Genomic DNA, 14,286 nt, shown 5'->3' with positions numbered 1-14,286 from the left:
GTTTTCTTGCCCGTCATTCCCGCGCAAAGCGGGAATCCATGCTGAGCCGGCATTACACCGCGCTGGTGTCCAGCTTCGCCTGCGTTGCCTCGACAACCTGTTCCTTGGTCACGCCTGGCGCCAGTTCAACCAGCTTCAGCCCGCCCTCGGTCACTTCGATGACGCCCAGGTCGGTGATGATCAGGTCCACCACGCCCACGCCGGTCAGCGGCAGGTCGCACTTGTGCAGGATCTTTGGCGCGGTCGAGCCGTCCTTGGCAGTGGCCACATGCTCCATCACCACGACGACGCGCTTGACGCCGGCGACCAGGTCCATCGCGCCGCCCATGCCCTTGACCATTTTGCCCGGAATCATCCAGTTGGCCAGGTCGCCCTGTTCCGACACCTGCATCGCACCCAGGATTGCCAGGTTGATCTTGCCACCGCGGATCATGCCGAAGGAATCGGCCGAGCTGAAGTAGGCCGAGCCTGGCAGAGCGGTCACGGTCTGCTTGCCTGCATTGATCAGGTCGGCATCGACTTCCGCTTCGGTCGGGAACGGGCCGATACCCAGCAGGCCGTTTTCCGATTGCAGGAATACTTCGATATCTTTCGGCACGTAGTTGGCGACCAAGGTCGGCAAGCCGATGCCCAGGTTGACGTAAAAGCCGTCTTTCAGTTCTTTCGCCGCGCGCGCGGCCATTTCATCACGAGTCCAAGCCATGTTCTTCTCCGAATGCTGTCTTAGTTAGGACGCACGGTGCGCTGTTCGATGCGCTTTTCCGGCGTTGGGTTGACGACGATGCGGTGCACGAAGATGCTCGGCAGGTGCACCTGGTCCGGATCGATCTCACCCACTTCGACCAGCTTTTCGACTTCGACGACGGTGATCTTGCCCGCCTGCGCCACGTTCGGGTTGAAATTGCGCGCGGTCTTGCGGAACACCAGGTTGCCCGCGCGGTCGGCCATATAGGCCTTGACCAGCGAGACGTCGGCGACCAGGCTGCGCTCCATGACGTACTGTTCGCCGTCGAATTCGCGTACTTCCTTGCCTTCGGCAACGATGGTGCCCACGCCGGTTTTGGTGAAGAATGCCGGGATGCCGGCGCCGCCTGCGCGCAGCTTCTCAGCCAGCGTGCCTTGCGGGGTGAATTCCAGTTCGAGTTCGCCGGCCAGGTACTGGCGCGCGAATTCCTTGTTTTCTCCGACGTACGACGAGATCATCTTCTTGATCTGGCGCGTGGTCAGCAATTGCCCGAGGCCGAAGTCATCGACGCCGGCGTTGTTCGAGATGGCGGTCAGGCCGGTGACGCCCGAATCGCGCAGCGCCAGGATCAGCGCTTCCGGAATCCCGCACAAACCGAAGCCGCCGACCGCGATGGTCTGGCCGTCTTTGACGATGCCCGCCAGCGCAGACGCCGCATCAGGATAAACTTTATTCATTCCTGTGTCCCTTATTATGGTTAACTGCTGAGTAGATTCTCAGCATAAAATACGCAAGCTAAAAGCACAATACCGTAGAAATACTCGGAACCCACAACCACGCCGCGCCTTACTTTTTATCAGATGACCGTATCCTACGCTATTGATTACGAAACGATTTTCAAGCACGCGCCAGTCGGCATGTGCATCTCGGTCAACCGCGTAATCCAGTCGTGCAACGAGGCGCTGACATCGATGTTTGGCTATGGCCATGGGGACCTCGACGGCAAGTCATTCCAGGTGCTCTATCCGACGATGGACGAGTTCCTGCGCACCGGCGACCGCATTATTCCTATTATGAATACAAAGGGCCGATATTCGGACGAACGTATCATGAGGAGGAACAATGGCGAGCTGTTCTGGTGCCACGTGAGCGGCCGCGCGCTCGATCCGAAAGACCCGCTCGGCCCTGGCGTGTGGACGTTCGAAGATGTCAGCGAGAAGCGCCCCGTGACAGCCGAGCTGACTCCACGCGAGCGCGAGATCGCCGCGCTGCTGGTCGAGGGAAAGACCAGCAAGATCATCGCCCGCGATACCGGCCTGAGCCCCCGCACGGTCGAGATGCACCGCGCCAAGCTGATGCGCAAGTTCAGCGCCGCGACTTCCTCCGAGCTGGTGCACAAGCTGGTCGGCGTGTCGCGCTGAGCGGCATGAAGTTCGATATCTACGGGCGGTTCCAGCTTGAGGTGCGGCGCGAGAACGATGCCTGGGAGGTTTACCACCTCGAACCCGGCAAGCGCGCCAAGGTCAGCGAGTTAGTCATTCCGCCGGAACTCGATGCGGACGAGATCGCGACCTACCTGGACGATATTTTCCATGAGCTGGCGGGCCTTGGGCAAAACGTCGAATCGATTTCCTGACTTGTAGGGCGTCATCCGCCGATCACGCTCGCAGGAGGCAGCAACTCGCGCAACTCATCCGGCAACGGCGCCGACTTCTCCGCCGGGAAATTAACCCACACCACCTTCGCGCCGCCTTCGGAGTGCAGCACACCAGCCTGCCCGTCCGCGCCAACCAGCCTGATCTCGTGATACATCTCGAAGCTCGACCGCCCCGGCGGCCCCACCAGGGTGGTCACCTCGATCTCGCCCGGATACTTGAGCTGCTTGATGAACGAACAGTGCGCGTTGACGATCACCGGCCCCTCGCCCTCCGGGTTCGGCGTGCACGCAATGTCGTCGAACCAGGAAATGCGCGCCTGCTCGATATAGCGGAAATAGACGGTGTTATTGACATGGCCCATCGCATCCATGTCGCCCCAGCGGATCGGCATCCGCATCGTGTGAACCAGCTTCTTCGTCATTGGGCCATCATGCCATCGTCGGCGGTGATGATCGCGCCATTGATAAAGTGGGATTCTTCCGCCGCCAGCAACAGCAGCAGGCCGTCGAGGTCTTCCGGCTTGCCCGGGCGCTTGCGCGGCAGCATGTCGATCAGCTTCTTGCCCTGTTCGGTCGCGAAATATTCTTCGTTGATTTCGGTCGAGATATAACCCGGGCAGATCGCGTTCACATTGATGTTGTACTTGCCCCACTCCACCGCCATCGCCTTGGTCATCTGGACGACGCCGGCCTTGCTCATGCAATACACGCCGATCTGCGGCAGCACGCGCAGGCCCGCCACAGAGGCGATGTTGATGATGCGGTGCTGCTTGCGCGGGTCGCCCTTGGCGCGCTGGATCATGCGCTTGGCGGCCTGCTGGGCGACGAAGAACGATCCGCGCAAATTGGTGTCCATCACATAGGAATAATCTTCGGGCGTGACGTCGAGCAGGCGCTGGGTGGTCGAGACACCGGAATTATTGACGAGGATATCGATCGGGCCGGCTTCCGTTTCCGCATGCGCCAGCGCCGACTTGATGCTCGCGAGGTCGGTCACATCGAGGGTCACAACGTGGGCGGCCCCGCCATCGGCTTCGATCTCGGCGCGCAGTTCCTTGAGGCGGTCGACCCGGCGCGAGGCCAGCACGACCTGCGCGCCGGCGCCGGCCAGGGCCTTCGCGAAGCGCGCTCCCAGGCCGCTCGAGGCGCCGGTGACAAGTGCAATTTTTCCTTCAAAATTTACTTCGATGCCCACGACTCGCTCCCTGTCGGATGTTCTTTTGAAAGCATAATCATTACACAAATTATCAGTAATAGATTACTGCGTCTAATAAACCCCGTAAAATGCGGCCAAAGTTGCAATCTCCGCTAAAAAGCCGCACACTCGTGCTTAAATTTTTTCTACCATTGATCAGACCATGACAGAGCCTATCAACCTTATCGAACAATACGGCCCGCGCGAAGCGATGGAATACGACGTCGTGATCGTCGGCGGCGGCCCCGCAGGCTTGTCTGCAGCAATCAAAATCAAACAGCTCGCCGCCGAGCAAGGCAAGGAAGTCGGTGTCTGCGTGCTGGAAAAAGGCGGCGAACTCGGCGCGCACATCCTGTCGGGCGCCGTGATGGACCCGCGCGCGCTGACCGAGCTTATCCCGAACTGGAAAGAGCTGGGCGCGCCTTTGAACACCGAAGTGACCGAAGACCGCGTGCTGTTCCTGACCGAAAAGAAGGCCTACCAGACCCCTGGTTTCATGGTGCCTGCCTGTTTCGAAAACCACGGCAACTACGTCATCTCGCTCGGTAACGTCGTGCGCTGGCTGGGCCAGCAGGCCGAATCGCTGGGCGTCGAGATCTTCCCGGGCTTCCCTGCCGCCGAAATCCTGTACAACGACGATGGCTCGGTCAAGGGCGTCGCCACCGGGAACATGGGCGTGGACCACCACGGCAACCCGAAGGCCGACTTCCAGCTCGGCATGGAACTGCATGCCAAGTACACGCTGTTCGCGGAAGGTTCGCGCGGCCACCTGGGCAAGCAGCTGATCGCAAAGTACAAGCTGGACGAAGGCAAGGACCCGCAGTCGTACAGCATCGGCATCAAGGAACTGTGGGAGATCGACCCGGCCAAGCACAAGCCAGGCCTCGTCATCCACACCACCGGCTGGCCGCTCAAGAACGACACCTACGGCGGCTCCTTCCTGTACCACATGGAGAACAACCAGGTCGTGGTCGGCTACGTGATCGGCCTGTCGTACGAGAACCCGTACCTGTCGCCTTACGAAGAATTCCAGCGCTACAAAACGCACCCTGAGATCCGGACCTTCTTCGAAGGCGCCAAGCGCATCTCGTATGGCGCGCGCGCGATCACCGCGGGCGGCCTGCAGTCGCTGCCGAAGCTGGTATTCCCGGGCGGCGCGCTGATCGGCTGCGACGCCGGCTTCCTGAACATGAGCCGCATCAAGGGCAGCCACGCCGCCATCAAGACCGGCATGCTGGCCGCCGAATCGGTGTTCGCCGCGCTGGGCGAACAGCGCCAGTACGACGAATTGGCCAGCTACCCGGCGGCGTTCGAAAAATCGTGGCTGCACGACGAGCTGCACGTGGCGCGCAACGTCAAGCCGTGGCTGTCGAAAGGCCTGGTCCTCGGCTCGATCATGACCGGCATCGACCAGATGCTCCTGCGCGGCAAAGCGCCGTGGACCCTGCACCGCAACTACGCCGACCACGAGTGCCTGAAGCCGGCCGCGAACTACCAGCCGATCGTGTACCCGAAGCCGGACAACAAGCTGACCTTCGACCGCCTGTCGTCAGTGTTCATCTCGAACACCAACCACGCTGAAGACCAGCCGGTGCACCTGACCCTGAAGAACGCGGATATCCCGGTCAACGTCAACCTGGCGCAGTATGCCGGGCCGGAAGCGCGCTACTGCCCTGCTGGCGTCTATGAGTTCGTCAAGACCGACGAAGGCCAGGACCGCCTGCAGATCAATGCGCAGAACTGCGTGCACTGCAAGACCTGCGATATCAAGGATCCGACGCAGAACATCGTGTGGGTGACGCCGGAAGGCGGCGGCGGGCCGAACTACCCGAATATGTAAGCGGGCGGCGATGGCGAAGTTCTTTGCGCGCCGCTTGTTGCCGACGCTGATTATCTGCGTGTGCGCCGTCCCGGTCCAGGCGGCCGACGACGGCTGGCGCGCCGCAATCCTCCTCGACCACGGCTGGGACGTGCATGCCGGCCAGACCTATGCAAGCGCCAGCGGGCGTGACCTGAAGCTGGATCTGTACATGCCTTCGGCCAGGCCGGCTCCCGCGCTGCCGGTGGTAATTAACATCCACGGCGGCGGCTGGGTGTTCGGATCGCGCGAAGGCGCGTCCCTGACTGCCCTGCCTTACATGCAGATGGGTTTTGCCGTCGTTAACATCGAATACCGGCTGGCCAGGACTGCACTGGCGCCGGCTGCGGTTGAAGATGCCCTGTGCGTGCTGCAGTGGGTAGGGCGAAATGCCAAGCGTTACAACTTCGATCTCGGCAAAGTGGTCGTGACAGGGAATTCAGCGGGCGGCCACCTGGCGTTGACAACAGCGTTAATCGCGCCCGATTCGGAAATGACAAACCAGTGCGCGGCGAACGAGCCGGCGTGGAGCGGTCCGTATGTCAATGCTGCGCCCAAAGTGGCTGCCGTGGTGAACTGGTATGGCATTACGGATGTGGCGGACATGCTGCAAGGCCAGAATATCCGTTCGTACGCGGTGGCTTGGTTTGGCAGCATGCCGGGGCGAATGGCGCTGGCGGCGCAGATTTCGCCTTTGACGCATGTGCGCCCGGGGAGCCCTGCGGTGCTGACCGTTCATGGCGATGCTGATCCGATGGTCCCGTATGCGCATGCCACGCGCTTGCACAAGGCGCTCGATAAGGCGGGAGTGAAGAACGAACTCGTGACGATCAAGGGCGGCGGGCACGGCGGGTTTAGCGCCGAGCAGCAAGTGGGCGCGTACGAGAAGGTCCGCAGCTTCCTCGTTGGGTTGGGAATTGTGACGAAACAGTAGTGCGCGCATGCGGCGGATGACGGGCTACGCCCTCTTCCGCCCTACCAACCCGCGCTGACGTCGTAGGGCGGAAGAGCGCAGCGTCATCCGCCGATTTTTTTAATCGACTCCCGCGCCATCACCTCGAACTCCGCAGCCGGCATCGGGTGCGCAAACACATATCCCTGCGCGTAATCGCATCCCGCATCGAGCAGCAGCTGCCGCTGCCCCTGCGTTTCCACGCCCTCTGCAACCACCTTCAGCCCCAGCTTGTGCGCCATCACGATGATCGCCTCGCACAGCGCCAGGTCGCCCTGGTCTGTCTCGAGCTGCGATACAAACGACTGGTCGATCTTCACATAGTCGATATCGAAGCGCTTCAGGTGCGACAGGGATGAATACCCGGTCCCGAAATCGTCCAGCGCCACCTGCAGCCCCATCGCGCGGTAGTGCTTGAGCCGCTCCAGCACCTGGTCGGCGCCCTGCATCAGGATGCTCTCGGTGATCTCGATGACGATGCTCTGGCGCGGCAGCCCCAGCTCTTCGAGGTAGGCAAACCAGCCTTCATACATGTCGGCGTCGCGGCGGAACTGCACCGGCGACTTGTTGACACTGACCTGGAACGACGGGTCGATAGTGGCCTGCCACGCGTGCGCCTGGCGCGCCGCCTCGCGGAAGACCCAGTCGCCAATTTCGACGATCAGGCCATTCGATTCGGCGAACGGGATGAACTCCGCCGGCCCGAGCAGCCCGCGCGTCGGGTGGCGCCAGCGCAGCAGCGCTTCGGCCTTGTACACCGCGCCTGAATGGAGCGAGATGATCGGCTGGTACACAATCTCGAACTGCTGCGCCTTGATCGCGGCGCGCATGTCGGCGCCCATGTTCTGGCGTGCCCTGGCCGCCTCTTGCAGGTCCGGCGTGAAGTAGCTGAAGCGGTTGCGGCCGCCGTTCTTGGACGAGTACATCGCCTGGTCGGCGCGCGCCACCAGTTCGTCGAGGTCGCGCGCGTCCGGCGGGTACAGCGCGATGCCGATACTGGCCGAGATGAAGATGCGCTGCCCGCCGAACTCGAAGGCCTGTGACAGCGCCGCGATCATCGCCTGCGCAATCCGCTCGACGCTGCCCACATGGTCAAGCCCGGCCAGGATCACCGTGAACTCGTCGCCGCCCAGCCGCGCCAGCGTGTCGGTCGAGCGCACGCAGGCTGCGATGCGGCGCGCCGCCTCCACCAGCACCGTGTCGCCAACCGCGTGGCCGTAGTGGTCGTTGACTTCCTTGAAGTGGTCGAGGTCGATGAACAGCAGCGCCAGGAAGGCGGCGTTGCGGTCGGCCTTGCGCGTTTCCTGGCTTAGCCGGTCCATGAACATGTGCCGGTTCGGCAGGCCGGTCAGCTGGTCGAAGTTCGCCTGCTGCCAGATCAATTCGGTGGAGGCCTTGCGGTCGGTGATGTCGGTGACCAGCGCCAGCGCACCGAGGTAGACGCCGCTGGCGTCGAAGATCGGGTTGGTGGCCATCGTGGTCCAGACGTCATGCCCGTCCTTGCGCAAAAACTTGAACTCATGGCGTTCCGCGATGCCCTGCTGGCGCCGCGCGATGTTCCGTTCAAGGATCTTGCGCCCTTCGGCATCCATGAAGTCGACCAGCGGCAGGTCCAGCATCTCCTCGATGGAATAGCCGAGCATGGCGGCCATCTTGGGATTGACGAAGGTGGTGACCGATTCCGCGTCGATCTCCCAGATGCCTTCTTCCGCGCTGTGCACGATGCGGCGGAAACGCTCCTCGCTGCGTTCGAGGGCGGCCAGCTTGCCTTCCGCGCGTTCCACCACCACCCGGCAGGCCTGGCCGCTGCCGTCCGCGCTGGCCAGCAGCGTGACCTGTACCAGCTCGCCCGCGCCGTGGCCGAGCTGGAGCCGGCACTGGATCGGGGTGCTGCTGTTGATGGCGCTGCTGAAGAAGTGGTCGAAGTCGGACAGGTAGGCGGGGCTGACGAAGGTGCGCAGCCGGTGCTCGCGGGGATTGGCGCGCGCGATCCCGAGCATTTCTGCGCCCACCAGGTTGGCCTGCAAAATCGTCTGGTCGAAGGCGACGACAAAGTAGCCGACGGGGGCCAGCAGGTAAAGCTCGTTGTAGTAGCCCTGCTCTTCTTCATAGCGCAGGCGGTCGACTGTCACGCCGCTGACGTCGACCACCGGCTCGAGGGGATAGTGCGGGTCGGGGTCCACGAACAGCATGCCGGCGCGCGCGGCGTACGGCGCGGCGGCGAAGGAGCGGTCCGTGCTGCGGACCGGCGCGCGTTCGCCGCGGACATCAGGGGACCGGTCGCTTGCCTCGGTCGCGGAATCGTTGTCGTTATCCATCTCACCTCGCATGGCCACATCAAGCGGTGTTGCTGCAAAGGTTAGACTAGCATGCGCGCGCGCAACCTGTCGAGCACGCGCTCATTGATACAGCTTGTAGGTTTTGGCAATTAATGTGCGCGGTTGAGGCGGCGCTCGGCACGCCGCTGCAGTGCTTCGAACGCCAGGCTCAGGCACCAGTAAATACCGGCTGCGGCCATATAGAGCGGCAGCGGCTGGAAGGTCGTGGCGATAACTTCCTTGGTGGCAAGCATCAGCTCGGACACGGTGATGACGGAGACCAGGGAGGTATCCTTGATCAGGCTGATCAAGGTATTGCTCATCGATGGCACCGCCACCCGCAAGGCCTGCGGCATCACGATGTGGTGCAGGGTCTGCCAGTAGCCGAGCCCGAGGCTGAAGCTGGCGCGCCACTGGCCCTGGCTGATGCTCTGTATCGCGCCGCGCAAGCTTTCCGACAGATAAGCGCCGGAATTGAGCGACAGCGCCAGCACGCCCGCGGTCACCGGGTCGAACTCGATGCCCACGCTCGGCAGGCCGTAGTAAATGACGAAGATCTGCACCAGCAGCGGCGTGCCGCGCATCATGCTGACGTACAGCGAGGCCGGCCAGCGCACCAAGGCCAGCGACGACATGCGTATCACGGCAACGGGGAAGCCGATTGCCAGGCCGCCGATCATCGCCGCCATCGCGAACACCAGCGTGTAGCCGGCGCCCGCCAGCATCACGGGCGCGGCTTCGCGCAGCAGCTCGAACAATTCCGTCACGGTTTATTTCGCCGGGCGCGACACGTCGCTGCCAAACCACTTCATCGAAACCTGCTTCAGGCTGCCGTCGGCCGTCGCCTCCTGCAATGCCTTGTTGACTGCCGCCTTGAACTGCGGGTTACCTTTTTTGAATGGAATGGCCATGCGTTCGGCCTGGCCCACCCGCGCGCCGGCCTTGATCGGCAGCTTTGAGTTGCTCAGCAAATAGGCCACCATCAGGCTGTCGTTGAGCGCCGCGTCGATGCGGCCCACCGCGAGGTCTTGCAGGTTCTCCGGCGCGGCCGGATAGCTCTTGACCTCGATGCCAGGCACGGCCTTGGCCTGCTGTTCGTAAACGCTGCCCTGCCCCACGCCAAGCTTCTTGCCTTTCAGGTCGGCGAGGCTGGCGTAATTGGCCTTGTCGTTCTTGCGGACGATGAGCTGCGGGTTGGAATAGGTGTACGGCTCCGAAAAATCGAATACTTCCTGGCGCTTGGCGGTCAGGCCAACCTGGCTGACGATGGCGTCGTATTTACCGGCGCCAAGCCCGGCGAGGATCGCGCTCCATTCGGTGGTGATGAACTCAGGCTTCAGGCCCATCCTGGACGCGACCAGCCTGGCCACATCGACGTCGTAGCCGGCCAGCTGCCCCGTCTTTGGGTCCTTGAAATTAAACGGCGGATAAGTGCCCTCCATCGCGATGCGCAGGGTGCCACGCGCCTTGACCGTGTCGAGCAAGTCGGCGGCATGGGCCGGCAGCGCCAGCGTGGCAGCAATCAGGATGGCGGGAAGGAGCAGTGCGCGGCGGCGGGTCGGGATCATGGGTTCACCATTGTCTAATCAATTGCTGAGTTTGGCTTTATAACCGAAAAAACGTTCATGTGCACAGAAGCAATGATCAGGCGAAGCCCATCTTGCGGTTGCGCGAGCCAAAATAATGGCCGACCACCAGGGTCGTGCTGGCGACCAGGCAGGACAGGCCAATGATCAGCTGGACCAGTTTGTCGTCCGGCAGCACCCAGAGCTGGGACTGCGGTTCGTCGGTACGGGTGGCGGCGACGATCAGCGGCGCGACCCAGCGCGCATCCTGGTCGACGTCGAGGATGATGGCGTCGGCGCCCGTGTGCATGTAGATGTTGCCGCCTTCGGCCAGGGTGAAGCACACGCCGTAGCCGGTTTCCTGCGGGCCGATGTTTTCTTGCAGGCTCTGGTTATGCTCCTCGATCCAGAGCTCGACATCCTGCGGCGTTTCCAGGTGAACCCACGGGCGCGGACGAAAACGCGGCTTGGCCTCGGCGTCGGGCGGGGCGGTCTGTGGGTCTGGCTTCATTGCATCCTGAAAATAAACAACAACGGCCCGTATGCTACGGCATTTCACCGTTGCCGTATATGCCGAACTTGCTGACCTTTCCGCCAGTCGAATCCAGGGATGGAAAGGAGGATGCCATGCAAACCCACACGCACAAACGACGCCATCTCACCGGCCCCGGCGAGTACGTCTCCGAATTCGAGCAGTTCCTGGACAACTATCTCGCCCGGCACCCTGGCGTCGAGGAAGACCAGATGCGCGGCTGGTACATCTGGTGGGACCACAAGCAAGACATCGCCGAGCGCGACAAGGAGCGGCGCGACAGCGTGGCGGTCAAGCCTTACTCGTACGAGTGAGGGCCGGGCGGCATGGGCGCGCTCTGGCTGCCGCGCCCATGCCCCTGCGCCCGGTCAGGCGCTACTGCTGGGCAGGGGCCGCCTGGCGGCGATCTTGGCTGCCATGTAGATGCCGTACAGCGCCGCCACCCCGACCAGGGCATAGACCAGGCGCGTCAGCGGTGTCTGGTCGCCAAACAGTGCTGCCACAAGGTTGTAGTCGAAAGCGCCGACCAGCCCCCAGTTCAGACCGCCGACAATCATCAGGATGGTTGCGGCCCAGTCCAGCGCGTTCATGGTGCTGCCGCGCGCTGCAGCCGCCGTGCTGCGCCGCTCGGGGATATGGCGGCGCTCCATGGTTGGTGCGTTCATCGTTGCCATTGTTGCCTCCTGTTGGTAGCCACCCACGCGGTGGCCTACTGCTACGACAGCAAACAAGGGCACAAGGTTTCGACAATCGGCGCTTAGCCCTTCCAGCTTCGCTTGACGCCGGTATCGGCATGGATCCAGCCGCCACTGGCGCTCGACCGGTAGTAGAACCCGACGCCGCCCTGGCGGAAGCTACGCACCAGCTCGCCCAGCACTTCCGGGTTCAGGCTGGCGATGCGCACGTCAGCCGCCTTGCCGTGCATGTGCAGCGACTGGCGCGCGGCCGGGATGCCCTGCTCGATCAGGCGCGCATTCGACTTGGCAGTGCGGTAGCCGGACAGGATCTCGAGCGGCTGGAACATGCCGTAGCGCTCGATAAAGGCCTGCGCACCCCACAGCGTTTCAAACAGCTTGGGATCGATCGGCGCGGTTTCCTTGCCGTTCACGTCGCGCATCAGGTGGCACAGCTCCTGATAGGCCGCATCGATGATCTCGCCGTCTTTCCAGTACAGCAATTTGGCTTTTTCGCCGCTGGCCGGGCGGGTCACGTTCAACACCCGCGGGCGCAGCCAGAAATCGATGTCAAGCGCCTGGGCGTCGAACAGGTCGGGAGGCGGCGCGATATCGGTCGCCGGCGTCGCCGCCTTGGCGCCAGCCGCGCCGACCAGGGGCGCCGCCAGGGCGCCGGCAGCCGCGAGGCCGCGATGAAGGAAGTCTCTGCGTGTGAGCATTGGTATTATTAGTATTCGTTTTATTGGGCGTTACAGCCACAGAAGCGCTTGCGCGCGCCGTCGGATGTGTCGGTAACGGGTTCGTTCAGGTTCTTCCAGAAGAAATCGCATTCGATACCGAAGCAGGACATTTCCTTGCCGCCGTTAATGTAGCCATTGCGCGCGTAAAAGTCGCGCGCGCTGACCGTGCTCTTCAGCTTGACGACGCTGATGCCCCAGCTACGGGCCTGCTCTTCCAGCCCGCACAGCAAGGCTTTGCCGACGCCGCGGTGCATCACCTCGGGCAATACGTAACAGAGGGAGATTTTTCCGGCCTGGGTCAGCAAGGCAACGCCGACCACCTCGCCTTCGCTGAGGGCGACCAGGGTGAAGTTGCTTGGCGTGGTGAACCAGGTGGCAACGGTCTCGGGCGTCTTGTTGCCCAGCCACGAAGCCAGGATGGCAGGACAATGCTGGTGGTCGTCCGCGCAGCATTCGGTAATCGACCGGCGCAGGACCGCACACACGGCAGTGGCGTCATCCGGTACAGCAGTGCGAATCTCAATACCCATATGCATTCAAAAAAAGTAATCCCGGGCAAAATACATTGCCGCCATTCAAACCGCATAGGCGCGACTATACATTGAAACCCGCGCCAAAGCGTTGCGATGAAGCGACCAGCCGGTAGGCATAGCACCAGTCCACGCTCTGCCATCTAAGCATATGACGAAAGAATACTTCCGTTTTCGCTGCGAATTTTAGACTATGCAGTTCTGTTTCCACAATAGAGGCACATTGTAATCATGCATACCAAAAACAACGCACACGTCCGCCGCGGAATCCTCGCCCTCGCGCTCTCCGCCCTGGCCCTCCCGTTCAGCGCCAGTGCCGCTGAAGTCGAGCTGTTGAATGTTTCGTATGATGTCGCCCGTGAGCTGTACAAGGAAATCAACCCGGCTTTCATCGCCGAGTACAAGAAGACCACGGGTGAAGACGTCAGCATCAAGCAGTCGCATGGCGGCTCCAGCAAGCAGGCCCGCTCGGTCGCCGACGGCCTGGAAGCGTCGGTCGTCACGATGAACCAGGCCAACGACATCGACATGCTGGCCGATCGCGGCCTGGTCGCCAAGGACTGGGCCAAGAAGTTCCCTAACAACGCTGCGCCTTACTATTCGACCATGGTGTTCCTGGTCCGCAAGGGCAACCCGAAAGGCATCAAGAACTGGGACGACCTGGCCAAGCCGGGCGTCAAAGTCGTGATCCCGAACCCCAAGACGGCTGGCAATGGCCGCTATACCTACCTGGCGGCATGGGGCTCGGTCATCAAGAAAGGCGGCACCGAAGCCCAGGCGCGCGACCTGGTGACGCGCATCTTCAAGAATGTGCCGATCCTCGACGCCGGCGGGCGTGCCGCGACCACCACCTTCACCCAGCGCCAGATCGGCGACGCGCTGGTGACCTTCGAGAATGAAGTGCAAATGGTGCGCAGCGAATTTGGCGACAACTTTGAACTGGTCTATCCAGCCATGTCGATCCTGGCCGAATCGCCGGTTGCGGTTGTCGACAAGGTGGTCGACCGCCGCGGCGTTCGTAAGCAGGCCACCGCCTACCTGAACTTCCTGTACTCCGAACAAGGCCAGACGATCGGCGCGAAGCACTACCTGCGTCCGCGTTCGCAAACGGTCTACAAGAAGTTCGAAAAGAACTACAAGCCGATCGCGCTGTTCTCGGTGGATGAAGTATTCGGCGGCTGGAAAGCGGCGCAGAAGAAGCACTTCGACGACGGCGGCGAGTTCGACAAGATCTACCAGACCAAGTAAGCCCTTCGTCCGCCCCCGTCATTCCCGCGCAAGCGGGAATCCATAACCAGTGTGCCCAAAGGCACGGAATGGATTCCCGCCTGCGCGGGAATGACGCCGTTTACAAGCAGGCCCTGTACTGACACCGCTTGCCCTTCCATCATCTTAGCCTTTGTCTAAGAGAAATTAACCACACCAAATATACTGTTCAGGCCGGATTTGGTTTGTGCGCCATAGACACCGCTCATCCTTGGTGATATCTTCGCCCTTAGAGTAGTTGCTCCACAGCTATACGCGTTATTCCCGTGCGCATCCCCCGCGCTCCGACGCCCACTCACTACTTATCGCGAAGA

At 62.1% G+C, this 14,286-nt stretch carries 17 protein-coding genes; 6 read left to right on the top strand and 11 right to left on the bottom strand.

Translation table 11 applies throughout. The annotated features are described in order from the left end of the window. Nucleotides 1-52: 52 nt before the first annotated feature. Nucleotides 53-703 (bottom strand): 3-oxoacid CoA-transferase subunit B, encoded by a 651-nt coding sequence (locus tag LMJ30_RS14090; protein WP_229432947.1) that lies wholly within the window; start codon nucleotides 701-703, stop codon nucleotides 53-55. A 20-nt stretch (nucleotides 704-723) separates the two neighbouring features. Then, the gene (locus LMJ30_RS14085) at nucleotides 724-1,422 is read right to left on the bottom strand and encodes a CoA transferase subunit A (protein WP_229432946.1); all 699 of its coding nucleotides are present in this window, start codon (nucleotides 1,420-1,422) and stop codon (nucleotides 724-726) included. Between the two features lie 123 nt (nucleotides 1,423-1,545). On the opposite strand from LMJ30_RS14085, the gene LMJ30_RS14080 reads away from it, so the two are divergent. After that, a complete protein-coding gene (locus LMJ30_RS14080) occupies nucleotides 1,546-2,106 on the top strand; it encodes a LuxR C-terminal-related transcriptional regulator (RefSeq protein ID WP_229432945.1) in 561 nt (186 codons plus the stop codon). A 5-nt stretch (nucleotides 2,107-2,111) separates the two neighbouring features. After that, nucleotides 2,112-2,321, top strand: a complete 210-nt coding sequence (locus tag LMJ30_RS14075; protein ID WP_229432944.1) for a DUF7661 family protein — start codon at nucleotides 2,112-2,114, stop codon at nucleotides 2,319-2,321. Nucleotides 2,322-2,332: 11 nt separating this feature from the next. Here LMJ30_RS14075 and LMJ30_RS14070 read toward each other — a convergent pair whose 3' ends face one another. Further along, nucleotides 2,333-2,764, bottom strand: coding sequence for an acyl-CoA thioesterase (locus LMJ30_RS14070; protein WP_229432943.1), 432 nt, complete (start codon nucleotides 2,762-2,764; stop codon nucleotides 2,333-2,335). Next, a complete protein-coding gene (locus tag LMJ30_RS14065; RefSeq protein WP_229432942.1) occupies nucleotides 2,761-3,537 on the bottom strand; it encodes an SDR family oxidoreductase in 777 nt (258 codons plus the stop codon). The genes LMJ30_RS14070 and LMJ30_RS14065 overlap by 4 nt, the downstream gene beginning before the upstream one ends. A gap of 163 nt (nucleotides 3,538-3,700) precedes the next feature. On the opposite strand from LMJ30_RS14065, the gene LMJ30_RS14060 reads away from it, so the two are divergent. Together LMJ30_RS14060 and LMJ30_RS14055 are read left to right on the top strand one after the other, a co-directional pair. Beyond that, nucleotides 3,701-5,377 (top strand): electron transfer flavoprotein-ubiquinone oxidoreductase, encoded by a 1,677-nt coding sequence (locus tag LMJ30_RS14060; RefSeq protein WP_229432941.1) that lies wholly within the window; start codon nucleotides 3,701-3,703, stop codon nucleotides 5,375-5,377. 34 nt (nucleotides 5,378-5,411) lie between these two features. Further along, nucleotides 5,412-6,329 carry an alpha/beta hydrolase gene (locus LMJ30_RS14055; protein ID WP_229432940.1) on the top strand — a complete coding sequence of 306 codons (918 nt, stop codon included), beginning with the start codon at nucleotides 5,412-5,414 and terminating at the stop codon, nucleotides 6,327-6,329. Between the two features lie 83 nt (nucleotides 6,330-6,412). On the opposite strand, the gene LMJ30_RS14050 is transcribed toward LMJ30_RS14055, so the two are convergent. The 4 genes from LMJ30_RS14050 to LMJ30_RS14035 all read right to left on the bottom strand — a co-directional run bounded on the left by LMJ30_RS14050 (nucleotide 6,413) and on the right by LMJ30_RS14035 (nucleotide 10,741). Then, entirely contained in the window at nucleotides 6,413-8,665 is a 2,253-nt protein-coding gene (locus tag LMJ30_RS14050; RefSeq protein ID WP_229432939.1) for a putative bifunctional diguanylate cyclase/phosphodiesterase, read from the bottom strand. Nucleotides 8,666-8,775: 110 nt separating this feature from the next. Next, a complete protein-coding gene (locus LMJ30_RS14045) occupies nucleotides 8,776-9,390 on the bottom strand; it encodes an amino acid ABC transporter permease (RefSeq protein WP_229433025.1) in 615 nt (204 codons plus the stop codon). A 45-nt stretch (nucleotides 9,391-9,435) separates the two neighbouring features. Continuing rightward, the gene (locus LMJ30_RS14040) at nucleotides 9,436-10,233 is read right to left on the bottom strand and encodes a transporter substrate-binding domain-containing protein (protein WP_229432938.1); all 798 of its coding nucleotides are present in this window, start codon (nucleotides 10,231-10,233) and stop codon (nucleotides 9,436-9,438) included. A gap of 76 nt (nucleotides 10,234-10,309) precedes the next feature. Continuing rightward, nucleotides 10,310-10,741, bottom strand: coding sequence for a hypothetical protein (locus tag LMJ30_RS14035; protein ID WP_229432937.1), 432 nt, complete (start codon nucleotides 10,739-10,741; stop codon nucleotides 10,310-10,312). 116 nt (nucleotides 10,742-10,857) lie between these two features. Here LMJ30_RS14035 and LMJ30_RS14030 point away from each other — a divergent pair, with 116 nt between their 5' ends. After that, nucleotides 10,858-11,076, top strand: a complete 219-nt coding sequence (locus LMJ30_RS14030) for a DUF3460 family protein (RefSeq protein WP_229432936.1) — start codon at nucleotides 10,858-10,860, stop codon at nucleotides 11,074-11,076. A gap of 54 nt (nucleotides 11,077-11,130) precedes the next feature. On the opposite strand, the gene LMJ30_RS14025 is transcribed toward LMJ30_RS14030, so the two are convergent. The 3 genes from LMJ30_RS14025 to LMJ30_RS14015 all read right to left on the bottom strand — a co-directional run bounded on the left by LMJ30_RS14025 (nucleotide 11,131) and on the right by LMJ30_RS14015 (nucleotide 12,706). Beyond that, nucleotides 11,131-11,436, bottom strand: coding sequence for a DUF378 domain-containing protein (locus tag LMJ30_RS14025; protein ID WP_229432935.1), 306 nt, complete (start codon nucleotides 11,434-11,436; stop codon nucleotides 11,131-11,133). 83 nt (nucleotides 11,437-11,519) lie between these two features. Further along, nucleotides 11,520-12,155: a YcbK family protein gene (locus LMJ30_RS14020; RefSeq protein ID WP_229432934.1), complete on the bottom strand. Its 636-nt coding sequence runs from the start codon at nucleotides 12,153-12,155 to the stop codon at nucleotides 11,520-11,522. 20 nt (nucleotides 12,156-12,175) lie between these two features. Next, entirely contained in the window at nucleotides 12,176-12,706 is a 531-nt protein-coding gene (locus LMJ30_RS14015) for a GNAT family N-acetyltransferase (protein WP_229432933.1), read from the bottom strand. 231 nt (nucleotides 12,707-12,937) lie between these two features. Between LMJ30_RS14015 and LMJ30_RS14010 the strand changes: the two genes are divergently transcribed. Beyond that, the gene (locus LMJ30_RS14010) at nucleotides 12,938-13,954 is read left to right on the top strand and encodes a sulfate ABC transporter substrate-binding protein (protein ID WP_229432932.1); all 1,017 of its coding nucleotides are present in this window, start codon (nucleotides 12,938-12,940) and stop codon (nucleotides 13,952-13,954) included. The last annotated feature ends 332 nt before the right edge of the window (nucleotides 13,955-14,286 follow it).

It is taken from the genome of Massilia agrisoli (assembly GCF_020831365.1).
In the GTDB taxonomy this organism is placed as follows: domain Bacteria; phylum Pseudomonadota; class Gammaproteobacteria; order Burkholderiales; family Burkholderiaceae_D; genus Telluria_A; species Telluria_A agrisoli.
This window is presented reverse-complemented; position numbering and strand designations above follow the sequence as displayed.